The organism is uncultured Aquimarina sp. (genome assembly GCF_947500065.1).
GTDB lineage: Bacteria > Bacteroidota > Bacteroidia > Flavobacteriales > Flavobacteriaceae > Aquimarina.
The window spans coordinates 848,354-867,548 of sequence record NZ_CANMQT010000001.1 but is presented as its reverse complement, the minus strand read 5'-3'; the positions used below and the strand labels follow the sequence as shown (position 1 = coordinate 867,548).

Annotated in this window: 10 protein-coding genes; 5 read left to right on the top strand and 5 right to left on the bottom strand. The window is 32.2% G+C overall.

What is annotated here, in order from left to right; translation table 11 throughout:
• Positions 1 to 96: 96 nt before the first annotated feature.
• From Q0975_RS03865 to Q0975_RS03855, 3 genes are all read right to left on the bottom strand, one after another.
• On the bottom strand, positions 97 to 477 hold the full coding sequence (locus tag Q0975_RS03865) for a hypothetical protein (protein WP_299433341.1): 381 nt from the start codon (positions 475 to 477) through the stop codon (positions 97 to 99).
• Between the two features lie 244 nt (positions 478 to 721).
• Entirely contained in the window at positions 722 to 2,470 is a 1,749-nt protein-coding gene (locus Q0975_RS03860; RefSeq protein WP_299433338.1) for a tetratricopeptide repeat protein, read from the bottom strand.
• Between the two features lie 51 nt (positions 2,471 to 2,521).
• The gene (locus tag Q0975_RS03855) at positions 2,522 to 3,595 is read right to left on the bottom strand and encodes a PA0069 family radical SAM protein (protein WP_299433335.1); all 1,074 of its coding nucleotides are present in this window, start codon (positions 3,593 to 3,595) and stop codon (positions 2,522 to 2,524) included.
• 286 nt (positions 3,596 to 3,881) lie between these two features.
• Here Q0975_RS03855 and Q0975_RS03850 point away from each other — a divergent pair, with 286 nt between their 5' ends.
• The 3 genes from Q0975_RS03850 to Q0975_RS03840 all read left to right on the top strand — a co-directional run bounded on the left by Q0975_RS03850 (position 3,882) and on the right by Q0975_RS03840 (position 10,948).
• The gene (locus Q0975_RS03850) at positions 3,882 to 4,862 is read left to right on the top strand and encodes a TIR domain-containing protein (protein ID WP_299433332.1); all 981 of its coding nucleotides are present in this window, start codon (positions 3,882 to 3,884) and stop codon (positions 4,860 to 4,862) included.
• A 139-nt stretch (positions 4,863 to 5,001) separates the two neighbouring features.
• Positions 5,002 to 10,524, top strand: coding sequence for an MG2 domain-containing protein (locus Q0975_RS03845; protein WP_299433329.1), 5,523 nt, complete (start codon positions 5,002 to 5,004; stop codon positions 10,522 to 10,524).
• Positions 10,525 to 10,657: 133 nt separating this feature from the next.
• Entirely contained in the window at positions 10,658 to 10,948 is a 291-nt protein-coding gene (locus Q0975_RS03840; protein WP_299433326.1) for an antibiotic biosynthesis monooxygenase, read from the top strand.
• Here Q0975_RS03840 and Q0975_RS03835 read toward each other — a convergent pair.
• Positions 10,945 to 13,164 carry a response regulator gene (locus tag Q0975_RS03835; RefSeq protein ID WP_299433323.1) on the bottom strand — a complete coding sequence of 740 codons (2,220 nt, stop codon included), beginning with the start codon at positions 13,162 to 13,164 and terminating at the stop codon, positions 10,945 to 10,947. The two genes, Q0975_RS03840 and Q0975_RS03835, sit on opposite strands and share 4 nt — an antisense overlap.
• Before the next feature lie 418 nt (positions 13,165 to 13,582).
• Positions 13,583 to 15,799, bottom strand: coding sequence for a response regulator (locus Q0975_RS03830; protein ID WP_299433321.1), 2,217 nt, complete (start codon positions 15,797 to 15,799; stop codon positions 13,583 to 13,585).
• 258 nt (positions 15,800 to 16,057) lie between these two features.
• On the opposite strand from Q0975_RS03830, the gene pbpC reads away from it, so the two are divergent.
• Together pbpC and Q0975_RS03820 are read left to right on the top strand one after the other, a co-directional pair.
• Positions 16,058 to 18,421 carry a penicillin-binding protein 1C gene (pbpC, locus tag Q0975_RS03825; RefSeq protein ID WP_299433320.1) on the top strand — a complete coding sequence of 788 codons (2,364 nt, stop codon included), beginning with the start codon at positions 16,058 to 16,060 and terminating at the stop codon, positions 18,419 to 18,421.
• A gap of 120 nt (positions 18,422 to 18,541) precedes the next feature.
• Complete coding sequence (locus Q0975_RS03820; protein ID WP_299433318.1) at positions 18,542 to 19,195, top strand: TetR/AcrR family transcriptional regulator; 654 nt, start codon at positions 18,542 to 18,544, stop codon at positions 19,193 to 19,195.

The window sequence follows — 19,195 nt, the reverse complement described above, 5'->3', positions numbered from 1 at the left end:
TTTTTGATTAAGCGAAAATGCTAATTACAAATTCGACTATTAGAAGAAAATAATTTAAAATTAAATCTATTAAAAGTTTTGTTAGTGCTATCATGATTAGTGATTTATAGTTCCATTATTGATTGTTACAAGCTTTGAAGAATTTTGATTTACAAACTCCATGGTTAATCTATCAATATCTTGATATCCGTCAACCTTTTTCATTAATAACTGATTGATTCTGTTGGCCTCAGATGTTAAATCAGAATATTTACAGTTTTTTAATTCATATTCAGCAGTTTCAGTAGAAACTCCTTTGTCAGAAACAGCTAAACCTTTCACATATAAGAATTGCTTAATCTGATCACATTCACAATTAGACTGTAAGACATTTAGAATAGCATTTGATTTATCTTCTACTTTATTTCCGAAGAAAAAGCCGTAGGTAAATAACCCAGCTATAATCCCGATAGAAAATAAAACAAATTGTTTTTTCATTATTAATGTTTTGATGTAATAAATTGCTTCATTGATTACTTTATCAAAGTACCTTTAAAAAAACAGTAATAACAAGAGTAGTTAACCTAATTTAAAGAAAAACGGGTGAGATATTTGCAGCTAAACATCTGTTTTTCATTGTTTTATAAGAGTTGAAAGCATTCTGATTGAATACTGTTTCATAGACCCTATATTTATGAATTTAGGGCTTTTTCAAGTCAAATTTAGTATGTCTCCAGTAGAATTAGCTTTTGGATTTAAGTTGTTTAATATAAAACGAAGGGAGTAATCCTGTGTGAACTTTAAAGTACTTAGTAAAAGAATCGGCACTTTTGTAACCGACCTCTTCGGCGATTGATTTTATAGAGTATGACCTGAATTTAGAATCATTTTTCAGTCTTAAAATTGCATAATTAATTCTTAAGTCATTAATATAGGTGTTGAAATTTTTACCAAAATGAGAATTAATTACTTTAGATAAATAAGAAGTATTTGTATTTATCTTTTTGGCTACATTATATAAATTACATTCGGTTCTAAGATAATATTCCTGTGATTCAATCTTTTTTAACCCAATAAGAATTTGTTCATAGAGTTCTTCATTAATATCTATTTCGCTGGAATGTGATTCTAATGTTGCGTCTTTGGTATCAATAATAGAACTATTCTTAATTTTATCGTTAATTTCTATAACAGAGGAATTTGCATGTTCTTGCTCTTCAATTTTTGCAAGTAAGGTTTCGAATCTGTTCTTGTTATTTTTTCTCATTTTTTGAAAAAAGAATACGAACAAGATTAATCCTATGACAACAATAACTAAACCTATTTGAGAATATGTAAGTCTGTTTTTTTGTTTCTTTTTTTGATTTTCCAGAGTAGCGATCTCATTTTGATAATCATTGAGAGCAATATCTTGTACTTTTCTGGAAGCTGATGATTTTTTGCTATTAAGTTTGCTAAGGCTTAAAATATGTTTTTCATAATATTCATTGGATTTTTCTAGATCACCATTCATTTTGTACGATTGTCCTAGCAGTTTATAACAAGTACTTAGTTCATCAGAATTTGAATATTTGTTAGTAAGAATCTCCAGAGATTCTTTTAGAATGTCAATGCTTTCTGCGTATTGTTTTTGTTCTAACTTACAGGCCCCGATCAGGTTTAAAGTTTTACCTAAAAAAATGATATCATTAGCTTCATAACATAATTTTTTTGCCTGATTTAGATAGATAAGACTTTGTGCATAGTCTTTCTTATTCATATATATGATACCTCTATGCATCAATAAATCTATATGAACATTATCCAGCTTTATAGTTTTAGTAAATGCTAGCCCAGCATTATTATACTGTAATGCAGAATCTAATAAGTTAAGTTTTATATATGCCTCGCAGATTCTAGCTTTGTTAAGCATAGGAACATGATTAGCAAATTCTCCTTTACCACTTGTTAGAATTTCATCGCTTATTTTTAGTTCCTCGAGAGCTTCTCTTGGGTTTCCTGAACGAAGTTTGACAAATCCTAAATTGGTTCGTAATGCCCAAATGGCATAACTATACTTAATTTTTTGCGCTATCCTAAGAGATTCATAGTAGGAATTGGCTGCTTTATCATATTCTTCAATATCAAAGTAATGATTGCCTTTTAACTTTATTAGGTCAACAAGGATTTTTTTATCTACTGCATACTGATTGGCAATTGAGATGGCTCGATCTAAATATTCAATGGCTAGATTGTTGTTCCCCTCATTAAGATTAGCAACGCTTAAGTTTTCTAAAGCCAAGATCATATGAACAATGTCTTTACTCTCGAAAGCAGTTTTGTATAGAGTATTACTTAATGATATGATTTCATCAATTTCTCTATTTTCTAAAGCTTCTAGTTGAAGACGAATATCTTCTACGTTTTTGTTAACTAAAATATCATCAATCTGAGCCGCAACAGGATTTGAAAATAATAGAACAAAAAAGATGAATAGATGATACAATCTCATAAAGAATGGCTAAAACCTCTGTATAAAGCTTCAAAAATAATTAAAAAAGCATCAAAACAGTGTTAATTGACCATCTTTATATGATTCATGCAAATCGCAGTTTAAGGATATTTTATTTTCCTTAGGGAAGTATTTTTTTCTTGCAATAGCAAACATTTGATGAATTTGATTTGCAATATTTCCTGTTCCTTTCATTCTTCTCCCAAATTCACTATCATTTAGGGTTCCATTATGACATTCCATAATCTGATGTAAAATTTTTTCTTTACGGTCAGGAAGCGTGTTTTCTAACCACGTAGTAAATATCTGCCCAATAGCACCGTTTAATCGCACGATTGTATATCCTAAACTTTTTGCACCTCTTATGGATACTTCTTTGGAAAGACTTAATATTTCATGGCTATTAATAGAAGGAATAATTGGCGCCATCATTACATTAGTAGGAATTCCTAAACTGTTTAGTTTTTCTAGGGTTTCTAAACGTTTTTTTATGCTAGCGGTTCTGGGTTCCAGTATTCTTCTGGTTTCTTCATTAAGTGATGTTATTGATAAAAATACCAATACCAGATTCTCCTTGGCTAGTTTAGAAAGAATATCTATATCTCTTTGTATAAGAGCATTTTTAGTAATAATACCCACAGGATGTCTGTATTTTAAGAATATTTTCAGAAGTTCTCTTGTTATTTTAAGCTTTTTTTCAACAGGTTGATAACAATCTGTGTTTCCTGAAAGTGAAATAGGATATGCCTTCCAGTTTTTACTTTTTAATTTCTTCTCTAATAATTCTGGAGCATTTTTTTTAACTAAAATTTTACTTTCGAAATCCAGTCCTGCACCATAACCCCAGTATTCATGGGAGTTTCTAGCATAACAATACACACATCCATGCTCGCAACCTTGATAGGGATTAAGTGAATACATCATACCAACATCTGGACTGGTTACTTTATTCACTATTGTTTTAGGAAAAGTCTCGATCAAAGTGGTTTTATGATGATCAATAGATTCTCCTTCTTTTTGAAGATAATTAAGAAAATCATCTCTTAATTCATAGTGATTTGAAGAGAATCGATTATGCGTTTTTTCCTGTGCACCTCTTCCTTTTATGTTTTTTTTAGGTTCCAAAAGCTATAATTTTTACGGTTTAAAAGTAAAACTTTTGTTGGAATATTTCCAATAAAAAATGGAATATTTCCAAATAAACAAAGTAATTTTGTAATGAGCTCATCTTGACTTCTTCATGTGACCGAAAAACCAAGATTTAGCATTTAGATGAAGGCTTTTTTGAGATTCATAGCAGCGCTACGGATAGAAAAAAGACAAAACATACATGTTAAAGATGGTTTTGGAGGAGATTACAGAAGTAAAGGTTAGCTCAAATAGTCAGATTTAGGTTAAAAAATAGTCAGTGATGAAGAATAGAAGTTATGAATATGATGTTGCTTTATCTTTTGCAGGAGAGAATAGAGCATATGTGGAGAAGGTGGCGAATAGCTTAAAAGTTAAGGGCATTAAGGTGTTCTATGATTTGTTTGAAGAAGCTAATTTGTGGGGAAAAAATTTGTATGAATATTTATCAGAGATTTATCAAAATAAAGCAAGATATACAGTGCTTTTTGTATCTAGTTTTTATAATAAAAAATTATGGACAAATCATGAGAGAGTTTCGATGCAAGCAAGAGCATTTCAGGAGAGCAGAGAATATATTTTACCTGCCAGATTTGATAATACAGAAATCCCTGGAATTCTTAAAACGATCGGTTATATTAATCTGGAAAATAAGACTCCTGAGGAATTAGCCATTCTGATCGAAAATAAGTTAAAAAAGGATCAGGCATTTTTCAGAAACCGATGGTCGAAACTCTCTACTATGATTAATCCTAAACCTTTTATTTTTACGATTAAAGTGGTAGATGAAAAGCATCAATTAATCAAGCATGCTAAAGTGGTATTAATTGCAAATAATTCCACATATCTAGAAGGGTTTACAGATGAAAACGGATTAGCGCATTTTGTAATTAGAACGAGAAAACTATATACAGTTCTTATAGCACATTCAGAATATCCAGCGGTAATTTTTCATAGTATGAATCCAAAGGAAGATATTGAAGTTACTATTGAAAAATCAAACGATTCAGGTTCCGTAATCATCAATAAATCAGGTTATATTCCTGGGATCTCTGGTAAAATAGAGCCTGCTTTAAAAGCTGATAAGGGATTAAGTCTATATGCGGATAATATCGCAATCGAAGGAGGAAAAGATCAACCATACAGTTTTGAGCTTAATAAAGTGGTCTCTTTAGAAGATAACGGTGGAAATGTTATGCATTTAACCTTTCGGTTTTTTCAAGGAAGGATTGCGTTAATTGATTTTTATAAAAATAAGAAATGATAGACATATAGTAGAAATCCTATCATTTTTTCTATTAGATCTAATACTCTTTTATTTAAAATGATAAATTCACCGTTTTCAGGGGATAACCACATTTAAAAATGTCTTACATTTATGTGGTCAACTAAAATCATCCAATATGCGATTATCACGTATCCTGTATCTTTTCTTATTTTCAGCAATTGTATTTTCCTGTAAAAAGAAAGATGCTAAATCAATATCCGAAGCAAATGCCTCTGAACTTAATAAATATCAGAATTATATTTCCGATGTTTCCACAGGTGTAATTTCGGTTTTAGACAATGTATATGTGGTTCTGCAGACGCCTGTGGAAGGTTGGGATGATAATCAGGAACTTTCTAATAAAGTACTTTCGGTTTCACCAAAAGTAAAAGGGAGAGTCTTTGCAGTTAATAATCAAACTATTGCTTTTAAACCAGAAGAAGGCTTTAAAGAAGATACTGATTATACGTTTACACTAAATTTAGAAGGCTTAGTAAAAGATTTAAAAGATGATTTAGATGAAGAATTTGTTTTTAGTGTTAAAACGTTAAAACAACAGTTTTCGGTACTTACCGATAACCTTCAGTCGTATAGTAAGGATTGGCAATATCTTAATGGAACAATTACAGCTAGCGATCAACTAAGTTTTGATACTGCAAAACAATTAATTACGGCTACACAAAAAGGTAAAAATGTTCCCGTTACTTTTGGAGAATCGCTTGCTAAAAGTCGGCAGTTTAGTTTTAGAATAGATAGTATACAGCGTTTCGAAGATGATTCTGAAGTGGAAATAAAATGGTCAGGAAAATCATTTGATATAGAAAGTGAAGGGGATGATGTATTGAATGTGCCAGGAAAGAATAATTTTTCTGTGATAAGTGTATCGGTTTCTAATTTTGAAGGACAATATGTAGAAATTAATTTTTCGGATCCGTTGAAAAAAAATCAAAACTTTGATGGACTAGTTAGAATAGCGGGAGCAAGAGATTTAAAATATACAGTAAAAGGTCAGAATCTAAAGGTGTATCCAAAACAAGAACTAAAAGGGACATTAGAAGTAACTGTTTTTGAGGGAATTAAAAGTATTGATGATTATAAGCTAAAGAATACCTATTCCGAAAACATTTCGTTTCAACAACCAAAACCAGAAATTAGGTTATTACAGAGTGGTGTAATTCTACCAACTTCAGAAAATTTGAAGTTTAATTTCGAAGCTATAAATCTGCGCGCAGTAGAAGTTCAAGTAGTAAAAGTATTTGAGAATAATGTCCTTCAATTTTTACAGAATAATAACCTTGATGGGGCTAGTAATCTAAGAAGCGTTGCCAGACCAATCGCTAAAAAATTGATTAATCTTCAGGAAAATGCATCATTGAATCTCGGTAAATGGAATGCTTTTGCCATAGATTTGAAAGAATTGATTTCACCAGATCCAGGAGCTATTTATAGAATAGAATTGAACTATAGAAAAGCATATTCACTTTATAAATGTGATGGAGCAGCTGCAGATGATACTACAGTTGATGAACTTTCGGAGAACTACGATGATGAAGAAGAGTCTAGTTTTTGGGATACTTCGCAATACTACTATGACGATTATGATTATGATTGGAATGAAAGAGATAACCCTTGTAGTAATTCTTTTTATAGAAATAAGAAGATTGCTGCAAATCTATTAGCGTCTAATCTTGGAGTAGTAATTAAAAAGGGATTAAACAAGTCATATATGGTTGCTGTCAATGACATCATTACGACAAATCCAGTCCCCAACGTAAAAGTTTCCTTCTATAACTATCAACAACAAGAAATAGGGATTACAACAACAGATGCACAAGGTATGTCCGGATTTGATGCGGATAAACCTGCTTATTTTGCTATCGCGACATCAGGTAAGCAACAAACCTATGTAAAACTGAATGATGGTAATGCACTATCTGTTAGTAAATTTGATGTTTCTGGAGTACGATTACAAAAAGGAATTAAAGGATATATCTACGGAGAACGTGGTGTTTGGAGACCTGGAGACACATTGTTTCTTTCGTTTATGTTAAATGATAATGCGAATAAATTACCAAAAGGACATCCAGTAAAATTTGAATTAAAAGATCCTTATGGAAAAGTAGTTCATCAGGAAACTAAAAAAGAAGGAATTGGTAATTTCTATAAGTTTATTGTAGAAACTTCAGATGAAGCACCTACTGGAAACTGGCAAGCCAAAGTACATGTTGGAGGAGCTAGTTTTTCCAAATCCTTAAAAATTGAAACGATTAAGCCTAATCGTCTTAAAATCAAAACAAGTTTTGAGGATGAAGTATTAGGAGCTAATAAAAGTATAAACGGAAATCTAGAAGTATTATGGTTACACGGAGCTATTGCTAAGAACCTTCAAACAGATATTAATGTTCGTTTTAATGCTAAAAGGACAAGTTTTAAAACCTTTCCGGGTTATATTTTTGATGATCCTTCGAGGAGATTTGGCATAGATGAACAAGAGGTGTTTAATGGTAAATTGTCTTCAGAAGGAAAAGTTAATTTTTCTATGCAACCTAAACTAAAGACAAAGGCTGCCGGAATGTTACGAGCTTCGTTTATTACCAAAGTTTATGAAAACGGTGGTGATTTCAGTACGGATGTAATTTCTAAAGATTTTTCTCCGTATAAAACTTATATTGGACTAAACGTTCCAAAAGGAGATAAGGCACGTGGAATGCTACTTACAGATACACAACATAATTTTGAAGTGGTTTCGGTGGATGAGAAAGGAAGTCCAAAATCAGTTAAAGATCTAGAGGTATATGTATACAAAGTAAACTGGAGATGGTGGTGGGATACTTCAGAAGATAATCTGTCTTCTTATAATCGCGGATCTTATCGTAATGAGGTGTTTAAAACCAAAGTTACTACCAATAGTAGCGGTAAAGCCAATTTTAATTTTGAAATAAAACATCCCGAATGGGGAAGATATCTGGTAAGAGTTGTGGACCCAAATGGTGGTCACGCTACCGGAAAAGCAGTTTATGTAGATTGGCCAGGTTGGGCAGGTAGAGCTAATAAAAATGATCCATCAGCAGCAACGATGTTAATGTTCTCAGCAGATAAAACCACCTATGATGTTGGAGAAACAGCAACCGTAACATTTCCATCCAGTGAAGGAGGAAGAGCTTTGGTTACAGTAGAAAATGGCACAGAAGTATTATCCTCTTTATGGGTAACTCCGCAAAAAGGAGAAACCAAATTCGAATTGCCAATAGAGGACATATATACGCCAAATGTATTTATCCATATTACATTATTACAGCCTCATAGTTCTACTGCTAATGATTTGCCAATACGATTGTATGGTGTGATCCCTATTTCAGTAGAAAATCCGGCAACAAGAATTACACCGATAATAAAAATGCCTGATGTTTTACGTCCAGAAGAGACCATCGATGTTAAAATTAGCGAAACCAATGGGAAAGCTATGACTTATTCCATAGCAATTGTGGATGAAGGATTGTTGGATTTAACTCGACATAAAACACCAAATCCTTGGGATACCTTTTATGCTAGAGAAGCTTTAGGGGTAAAAACATGGGATGTATATGATGATGTAATAGGAGCATATGGAGGTAGTATCAATCAAATCTTTAGTATTGGTGGTGATGGAGAAGCGGGTGGTAGTAAATCCAAAAAAGCAAATCGATTTAAACCAATGGTGGTTTATAAAGGGCCTTTTGAACTTAAAAATGGAGAAACCAAATCCCATAAAATCAAAATACCAAAATATATAGGTTCCGTTCGAACTATGATTGTTGCGTCTGATGCTAATAAAGCGGCTTATGGAAGTGCTGACAAAACAACTCCTGTCAGAAAACCATTAATGATACTGACTTCGATTCCTAGGAAAATTACTCCTGGTGAAAAAGTGACTATTCCGGTTACTGTTTTTGCAATGGAAAATAAAGTAAAGAATGTAAATGTAACATTGAAACCTAATAAAGGATTTGCGGTAACTGGAGAAACAACTAAGAACCTTTCTTTCTCACAACCAGATGAAAAAATGGTATATTTTGATATTGAGGTACTAGAAGGTGCTTCGATTACAGATATTGAGGTGGTTGCCAGTGGAAATGGAGAAAAAGCTTCTTACAGTATTCCTATCGATATTATTAATCCAAATCCTATGACTACAGAAATTACTTCTATAGTTTTAGAGCCCAATAGTGAGCAAGAAATTGATTTTGCATCTTTTGGGATTGATGGAAGTAATACTACAACTATTGAATTGTCTTCGCTACCACCTATGAATTTTGAAGGTAGATTGAAATACTTGATACGATATCCTCATGGGTGTGTAGAACAAACCACTTCTGCAGCATTTCCTCAATTATATCTTGCTGATGTTTTTGCGTTACCTTCTGAGAAGAAACAGAAAATCCAGCGAAATATGGAAGCTGCTATTTATAGATTAAAAAGCTTTATTCAACCCAATGGAGGAATGTCATATTGGCCTGGATATAGTAATGCTAATGATTGGGGCACAAGTTATGCAGGACATTTTTTATTAGAAGCAAATAAAAAAGGGTATGTATTACCGATTGGTTTTAAAAACAATTGGATTAATTATCAACAGCAACAGGCAAAACGATGGAGAAGTGGCAGTAGTGACCTTTCTCAGGCATACAGATTGTATACGTTGGCTTTGGCAGGAAGTCCTGATTTATCGTCAATGAATCGATTAAGAGAGACCTCAGACCTTTCTAATGATGCTAAATTAAGATTGGCAGCTGCCTATGGATTAATTGGTCAGAAGAATGCTGCGGATAAATTGCTAAATAGTGCCAACATTGATTTTCAGCCAAGAAAAAACCATTATTATACCTATGGATCCACGAACCGAAATCGAGCTATGGCTTTGGAGACATTGGTGTTATTAGATGAAAAAGTAAAAGCGCAAAAAGTAGCGGAAGAGCTGGCCAGGGAATTATCTTCAAAGAGTTGGATGAGTACCCAAACGAGTTCATACGCTTTAATGGCTATGGCCAAATATGCAGCATTTGTTGGAGGAAAAGGAATAGATGTAAATTACACGTTTAATGGTAAAACCAATAGTGCGAATACCAATAAAACCTTGCTGTCTTCTGGTGAATTATCTATTACTAAAAACAATAAGTTACTTCTTAAAAATAATAAGGACAACACGATTTTCGTGCAATTGGCAACTAGTGGAATTTTACCAGTTGGTCAGGAAAAAGTGATACAAAGTAATTTTAGAGCTATCGTGGACTATAAAAATCGAAACGGAAGAGTCATTGATGTTACTCAATTATCTCAAGGAACCGATTTTGTAGCAGAGGTAACGATAACTAATACTTCTGGAAGTAAGGTGAAAGATATTGCTTTAACGGAGATTTTTCCATCAGGATGGGAAGTGGTCAATACTCGTTTCACAGATTTTGGATCATTCAGAGCTAATAAGGTTACCTATACCGATATCCGTGATGATCGGGTTAATTTCTATTTTGATCTTAAACCAAAAGAAAGTAAAACGGTAACATTACTGCTTAATGCTTCATATTTAGGGAAGTATTATTTACCAGGTATTCAATCCGAAGCTATGTACGACAATGATTATTTAGTGCGTACTAAAGGCAGGTGGATTGAGGTGGTGAAGTAGGTGTTAAAAGCGAGGTTATAGTGATGAGTTTTTTAAGGAAGTAAGTGTTTTTTAGAACGTTTTGTTATTCGTTTTTCTAATATCACTTAGGATAAATATAAGCTGGATCCAAAACAAAATTATCGTAAAAAAAATGATTTTAGAAAAGGCAGAACTGTATATAAAGTCAGGAGAATCAGAATTGTTTGAAAAAACCTTTAGAAAAGCTAAAAAAATTATCGCTTCTATGAAGGGTTTTGTAAAGTTAGATTTGCTAAGTTGTACTGAAGAGAATAGCAAATACCTGTTGCTCGTAACATGGGAAACAATAGAAGATCATGAAATTGGATTCAGGCAATCGATAGAATATCAAGAATGGAAAGAATTATTGCATCATTTTTATGAGCCATTCCCAGTAGTTGAGCATTACACGTCTATTATTTAATCTTTCGTTTCAGAATTATTTACGACTAAATTTCTGTGGATAGCATTTCTAAGATCGTTTTTATTCAAAGGTTTGTTGATTAGGTCATTCATACCGGCATTTTTGCATTCATCAGCTACTTCGCTAAGTTCCGAAGCGGTAAGTGCAACAATAGGTGTTGTTGTATCAAATTTTCTGATTTTTAGTGTTGCTTGCATACCATCTAGAACAGGCATATTAATATCCATAAGGATCAAATCAAAAGTATCGTTTTTTAATATTTGGACAGCTTCAAATCCATTTTCCACTATAGTGCAACTACAACCAATGTTTTTTAATAAATTTTTGGTTACCAGTTGATTAACCTTGTTGTCCTCTGCAACCAGTATTTTTGCAGATATACTGTTAGTATTTTCTGGGTTTTGAGAATCATTTTCTATATCATTTAAACTATCAGCAATCTCAACATCTAAATCAAAATAAAACAAAGACCCTACACCTTTTTTACTTTTGAAATGGATCTGACTATCCATTACCTGTACCAGGTTTCTAACAATAGAGAGCCCTAAACCTGTCCCTTGTTTATTATCATACACACTACCTATTTGTGAAAACTCTTCAAAAATGTAGTCTTTTTGGTCTTCTGGTACTCCCATACCGGTATCTTCCACCTCATATCTAATCCGAACGGTTTCTGAATCAATAGCTAATAATTTGATTCGGAGCCAAATTTTTCCTTTATCGGTAAACTTGATAGCATTTCCGATTAGATTGATTAAAACTTCAGATATCCTTAATGCATCTATATTAACTGGTTTAGGGATGCTATGGTTATGCTCCAGAATTAGTTTGTTTTCCTTTTTTTGTGCTTGGTAATCAAAAGATTGTAGGATGTTTTGCGATAAAGAAAATATATCTGTTGGCGTTTTGATGAGTTCTTTTTCTTCAGAATCAATTTTACTAACTTTTAGAACCTTATTCACTAAATCAAGTAAGTAGTCTGCAGAAAACTTCAAAGAATTGAGTAAGTTCTTGTCTTTTTCCGATTTCGCGTCATTTTCCAATAAAATAGAAGAGATTCCAACTACACCATATAAAGGAGTTCTCAGTTCATGGCTAATTGTAGAGATAAACTGTGATTTAATTTTACTTAGTTGTTCTGCTTGTGATTTAGCTTCATAGAGTTCCGCATTTTTTATTTTCAGAATTTCACTAATTTTTTTCTTTGATTGATATCCTCTGTAATAAAAAAAGACCATTCCTGCTAGTAATAATAGGGCCGTAGAAGAAATAAAAATGATGATCTTATTGTTTTTGTCAATGTCCAACAACAGTGCTTTTTCTCTTTTAGCAATCTCTAATTCTTCCTCATATTGATCTACCTTAAATCTAATTTTTGTAGTCTCATCACTTTTAGATCGTGCATTCTTAAAAATTTTACGGTCGTTTTTATTCAGTTGTTTTAGATCAGCAATAGCCTTTGGATAGTAGCCAAAATCTTCATACATCTGAGACCTGTATCGATAAAAGTAACTTTTTCCCTTTGGCCAATACGTTTCATCCTTGAGGTATTCAAATGATTTTTCAAAGTTCTCTTCTGCCCTTTTAATTTCTCCTTTATGAGCATAATCTCTAGCTCTTAATAGATAGAGAGTACTTCTGTCTATTTGAACACTATCAGAAATTGTACTGTCTATGCTATCAGCTTCCTTAAGGTAGATTGAGGCCTCATCAAATCGATCCAGATCCATGTATGTCCAAATTAGGTTATGCAAAGGGATTTGATACTGTGTAACATGAGGGTTGTTCTTACCTAGTTTTACGGCTCTTTCGTAATATTTTAAAGCACTTTCATAATCATTATTGCCATCATAATATACGTTGGCTAGACTATGTAAGATATATGGTAAAAGTATTTTATCTTTTGTTTTTTCAGTATGTTCTAAGGATTTTAAAAAGTTTTTTGTAGCATTTTCATAATCAATAATTTCATATTGAACGGTTCCCATTATCATATATGCGTGGGATAAATAATGATCATTTTGTAGCTCTTGAGCATAATTAACAGCTTTGAAAGCATATTCTAATGATTGATACATATCATTATCACGTCGTAGTTCTTCTGAAGTTCGTAATATGACCTCCAAACTATCAATTCTCTCAAAAGAAGATTTTTCTTGTGAAAAAGAAGTCAGAGAAAAAATAAAAATGAATATGTAAAATGTACTTTCTTTCAATGCAAAACAATTTTTATTAAAAATGAATGTACCAAATCAAATCACCATTTGATTTCATTTCGATTTCATCTTTACATTTTAAGCCCAGTTATTCCTGGTAAATTTGAGAATGAAATAATAGCTAATTGTTTTTAAGAGTGATATAATTTAATGAAATTATAGGGTTTTCCGCTATAATTGATAAGAAAACTAATGAATATACATTCCTATTTGTTGCTGAAAAGGGGATATTTCCGCTTTTTTGATGATCATAGTTGAATAAATTAAAGATGTTTCCAGACCCAGTGTTGGAGAATTAAATGTAAAATCATTACAAAAGCCTTTGAAGTAGTTCCAGAGATTATTTCTTTAATAAGTAGGTTTATGAATCTTGACTTACTAAGTATTTGCTGTTAGTTAAGTTTGATAAATCTGTAGTTTAACCCTTTTTTGGGGAAGCATCAACGATTAAACTTTTATGGATTACATCTCTAAGATCGTTTTTGTTTAATGGTTTATTAATCATGTCATTCATACCTGCTTTTTTACATTCATCTCCTACTTCACTTAATTCTGAAGCTGTCAATGCAATAATAGGAGTGGTTGTATCAAATTCCCGAATTTTTAATGTTGCTTGCATACCGTCTAAAACGGGCATATTAATATCCATGAGTACTAAATCAAAAGTTTCTTCCTTCAAAATTTGAACAGCTTCAAAACCATTTTCTACTATCGTACAAATACATCCAATATTTTTCAACAAGTTTTTAGTCACTAATTGATTCACTTTATTGTCTTCTGCAACTAATATTTTTGCAGAGATACTGTCAGTATTTTCTAGACTTAAGGAACCATTTTCTGCATGATTCAAGCTTTCTGAAATCTCTACATCTAGATCAAAATAAAACATAGACCCTACATCTTTTTTGCTTTCGAAATGAATCTGACTACCCATTACCTGAACCAATTTTTTAACAATAGAGAGCCCTAAGCCAGTTCCTTGCTTATTGTCATATACGCTGCCAATTTGTGAAAACTCCTCAAAAATGTATTCTTTTTGGTCTTCAGGCACTCCCATACCGGTATCTTCTACCTCATAGCGAATTCTAACGGTTTTCGTATCTGTAGATAATTGTTTGATTCGGAGCCATATTTTTCCTTTATCAGTGAATTTAATAGCATTGCCGATTAAATTAATTAAAACTTCGGATATTCGTAATGCATCAATATTGACTAGTTTAGGGGTACTATCATCATGCTCAAGAATTAATTTATTATCCTTTTTTTGAGCTTGGTACTCAAAGGATTGTATAATGTTTTGAGATAAAGAAAATAGATCTGTAGGAGTCTTGATAAGTTCTTTTTCTTCGGAATCTATTTTGCTTATTTTCAAAACCTTATTGACTAAATCTAATAAGTAGTCAGCAGAAAATTTTAATGAATTAAGAAGTTTTTTATCTTTTTCCATTTTTCCATCATTCTCTAATAAAATTGAAGAGATCCCAACAACACCATATAAAGGAGTTCTTAGTTCGTGACTAATTGTCGAGATAAATTGTGATTTAATCTTACTTAACTTTTCGGCTTGCGCCTTAGCTTCATAGAGTTCGGAATTTTTTATCTTAAGAATTTCACTGATTTTTTTCTTAGATCGGTAAGCCCTATAATAAAAAAATAATACCCCAATCAATAGCAATAAGGCTGCGGAGGAGATAAAAATGATAATTTTGTTGTTTTTATCAATATCTAATAATAAGACTTTTTCCCTTTTGGCTGCCTCAAGCTCTCTTTCATATTCATCTACCTTAAATCTGAACTTAGCAATTTCCTCATTCTTTGTTTTTGCGTTTTCAAAAACTTTACGTTCATTTTTTAGTAATTTTTTAAGATCCTGTGAAGCTTTAAAATAATCTCCTATGTTCTCATACATTCCTGATCGGTAGTCATAAAAATAACTTTTACCTTTAATCCAGTAGCTTTCTTTTTCTAATTGTTTAAAAGACTCCTTAAAAGCTTGTTCGGCTTTATTGATTTCTTTATTATTGGCATAATCTCTTGCTTTAAGTAGGAACAAGGAACTCCTGTCTATTTGTAGGCTATCAGGAATTGTTTTTTCAATACTATCTGCTTTTTTAAGATAAGGTTTTGCTTCGTCAAATCTATTCAGATCCATAAATGTCCATATCAAATTATGTAAAGTAATTTGGTAGTTATTCGGAGAGCGTTCTTTATTAGTTAATTCGAGTGCTCTTTTGTAATAAATCAAAGCATTTTTGTAGTCTTTATTGTCATCATAATATATATTAGCGAGACTATGCAGTATAGAAGGTAAGAGAATTTTTTCCTCTGTTTTTTCAGTATATTCTAAAGACTTTAAGAGGTTTTTTTTAGCATTTTTATAATCTATGATTTCATGTTGAATTGTTCCCATCATCATATAGGAACTTGATATGTAATAATTATCTTGTATTACATGTGCATAACTAACAGCTTCAAATGCGTACTCCAAAGCCTTATACATATCATTTTTGTAGCTTAAGTCTTCAGCAGTTTTTAATAAATAATCGATGCTATCGTTTTTTTTAAAAGATATATTTTCCTGTGATAAAGAAGAATAGGAAATAAAAACTATAAGTAGGAAATAATATTTTTTCAACACAAAACAATTTTATCAAATGGATAACAAACTTTAAAATTTATAAATGCTTACGTGTAGCACTTTTAGTAACTGTTCTTATCAAAAGGATTCGTGTGAAGAATAATACCTGATAAATGCAAAAAACGTTTAAGTTAGTAAATTTATGTGTGTTTTTACTATAATTAAATAAGAAAAATTTAGGGGAGAAATTCTTTCAAAGGCTATAAAGAATGTTTTATTTACATAAATTTTAGTACCATTGTTTAAATGTATTAATTGTCGGTAATAGTGTTTAAAACATCTAGAAATTATATAAAGAAGCACCCTAAGCGATTCGTTATTATAGGAGTATTGCTGATTTGGTATTATTTTTCCTTACCAAAACCATTATTTGATGATCCTACGGCGACAGTAATCGAAACTAAAACGGGAGAATTATTAGGAGCCAAAATTGCCAAAGATGGACAATGGAGGTTTCCTGAGACAGATAGTGTGTCTGATAAATTTAAAAATTGCATACTCGCATTCGAAGATCAGCAGTTCTATAAGCATTTTGGTTTTAATCCAGTTTCTATGATTAAAGCTATTAGTGAAAATATAAAAGCAGGAAAAGTTGTTCGAGGAGGCAGTACCATTACACAACAGGTTATCCGATTGGCTCGAAAGGGTAAGAAACGAACTTATTTTGAAAAAATAATTGAGTTAATTTTAGCAACTAGATTAGAGTTTGGTTCTTCCAAAGAAGAAATTTTAAAATATTATGCTTCCCATGCTCCTTTTGGAGGAAATGTAGTAGGAATTGATATGGCTTCTTGGCGGTATTTTGGATTACCTGCGCATCAGTTATCTTGGTCAGAAACGGCAACCTTAGCGGTTTTACCTAATGCGCCTTCCTTGATTTACCCTGGAAAAAACCAAATTCAATTATTGAAAAAAAGAAACAGATTACTAAAAACACTGTTGGAGCAAAATACAATTGATTCCTTAACCTATGAATTATCCATAAGTGAATCACTACCTCAAAAACCATATCAACTTCCTCGAACTGCTCCTCATCTATTAGATCGATTGGCTAAGAGTAATAATGGAAAAAGATTACAAACCACTATCGATATATCACTACAGCAACGCGTAAATCAACTTGTAAAAAGACATTATGAGATTTTAAGACAAAATGAAGTTCATAATATGGCAGTTTTGGTATTAGATGTTAATACCCGACAAGTCCTTAGTTATGTAGGTAATACACCAACGGATAAATCACATCAAAAAGATGTAGATATTATACAAGCTGGTAGAAGTACAGGAAGTACACTAAAACCTTTATTGTTTGCTGCAATGATGGATAAAGGAGAGTTATTGCCGGAACAATTGGTTTCTGATATTCCCACAGTAATAGCTGGTTATACTCCCAGGAACTATGACGAAACTTTTAGTGGAGCTGTTCCCGCTAACCGAGCTTTAGCTAGATCTTTAAACATACCTGCGGTTAGATTATTACAACAATATGGATTACAGCGTTTTCGAGATGAATTAAACGCTTTCCAAATTAAGAATTTGAGCTATAGTGCTGACCACTATGGGTTATCGCTAATTGTAGGTGGTGCGGAAGGAAATCTTTGGGATCTATGCAAAACTTATGCAGGCTTTGCAGGAACACTAAATCACTATGAAAGCACGTCTAGTGAATATTTTGCGAATGAATTTACCGAACCCATTACCTTAACAGATGATATTGTTGATTTTGGTGACAAAGTAAAACAGAAACCAATTTTTGGAGCGGGAAGTATTTGGTTGACCTTCGAAGCAATGAAAAAAGTAAATCGACCAGCAGGAGATGAAGCTTGGGAATTTTATGATTCATCTAGGGAAATTGCTTGGAAAACAGGAACTAGTTTTGGTAATAGAGATGCATGGGCTATCGGGGCGAGTAAAGATTATGTGATAGGTGTATGGGCTGGTAATGCGGACGGAGAAGGAAGACCGGAACTCACAGGACTAAACTCAGCAGCACCTGTTTTGTTTGATGTGATAAATGTATTACCTAATTCTAAATGGTTTCCAACTCCTTATGATGACTTAGTTAAGGTAGAAGTTTGCAAAAAAAGTGGTTTTTTAGCTAGTAAAGAATGTCCTGCGAATGAAATGTATATTCCTACGACAGGGACTAAAACAAAACCATGTCCATATCATAAATTAGTTCATTTAGATACTACAAGGAAATATAGGGTTAACTCTTCTTGTGAACCTGTGGATACAATTATTCATGAACCTTGGTTTGTATTACCTCCTTTACAAGAGTATTATTTTAAAACAAGAAATGCTGATTATCGATCCTTACCTTCTTATAGATCGGATTGCACTAAGGAATTAGTAGGCCGTATGGATTTTATTTTTCCAAAAGGAAATAGTAGTGTTTATTTACCCAAAGGGTTTGATGGAAAAATCAATGAAGTGGTTTTAAAAATAGCACATACCCAGCCTGAAACACGAGTGTTTTGGTATATAGATAACGTATTTGTTGGAGTGACAAAACAGTTTCATGAAATGCCTGTGAAACCAGATCTAGGACTACATACCATTACGGTTTTAGATGAAAACGGAAATGAATTAAAAAGAAATATTGAAGTAAAGAAGTAAGGTTCAATTCCCTATTGGTTTTTGAAGTATGAAAATATTAATATCTGTAATTAGTCATTTATGACTATAAAAATAGATATTAATATTAAAATAATTTTATATTTGTGTAAAATGATGAAATTGGAAACCAAGCAAAAAATACTTGATAAGGCTCTTAAGACTTTTAATAAATCAGGATATGGTGCAGTAAACTTGTTTGAATTAGCCAAATCTTTGGATATGAGTAGAGGGAATATGACCTATCATTTTAAGGATAAGGAAGCTTTGTTACTTGAGTTAACAAATCAGCTATGGGATAAATTGACGAATGTAAGGGTTGAAAAAAGCATTCCTTCTTTTCAGAATTTACATAATGAAGCACAGCTATATTATAGGTTGCAAAAAGAATACTCTTTTATTTTTCATGATAATCAGATGTTGAAACATGCATTGATTGCACCTAAAATGAAATCGCTTTGCGCTAAAATGATTAAAGAAATAGAAACGGCAATAGCATTTTCTATTCAACTAGGAAACATGAGAGATGAGTCGATTCCTGGTGTATATAAGAATTTAGCATTAACGAGCTGGATGTCCATGTTTTTTTGGTCCTCTCAACAAACCATTAGAGGTAATAAAACAAATGAAGATGGAGAAAAAGTTATTTGGAGCCTCTTGTTACCTCATCTTACAGAAAAAGGTTTGGCATCCTTTAAGAAATTCTTTGGAGAAGATTATTTGTCGAAGATGGGAGAAGCTTTTGATCATAGTATGGATTCTTATTTAACCTTTTAA

What these genes read in the sequence shown, in the direction of transcription:
- Q0975_RS03865 (WP_299433341.1), bottom strand. Translation starts at nt 477, where the DNA reads ATGAAAAAACAATTTGTTTTATTTTCTATCGGGATTATAGCTGGGTTA.
- Q0975_RS03860 (WP_299433338.1), bottom strand. Translation starts at nt 2,470, where the DNA reads ATGAGATTGTATCATCTATTCATCTTTTTTGTTCTATTATTTTCAAAT.
- Q0975_RS03850 (WP_299433332.1), top strand. Translation starts at nt 3,882, where the DNA reads ATGAAGAATAGAAGTTATGAATATGATGTTGCTTTATCTTTTGCAGGA.
- Q0975_RS03845 (WP_299433329.1), top strand. Translation starts at nt 5,002, where the DNA reads ATGCGATTATCACGTATCCTGTATCTTTTCTTATTTTCAGCAATTGTA.
- Q0975_RS03840 (WP_299433326.1), top strand. Translation starts at nt 10,658, where the DNA reads ATGATTTTAGAAAAGGCAGAACTGTATATAAAGTCAGGAGAATCAGAA.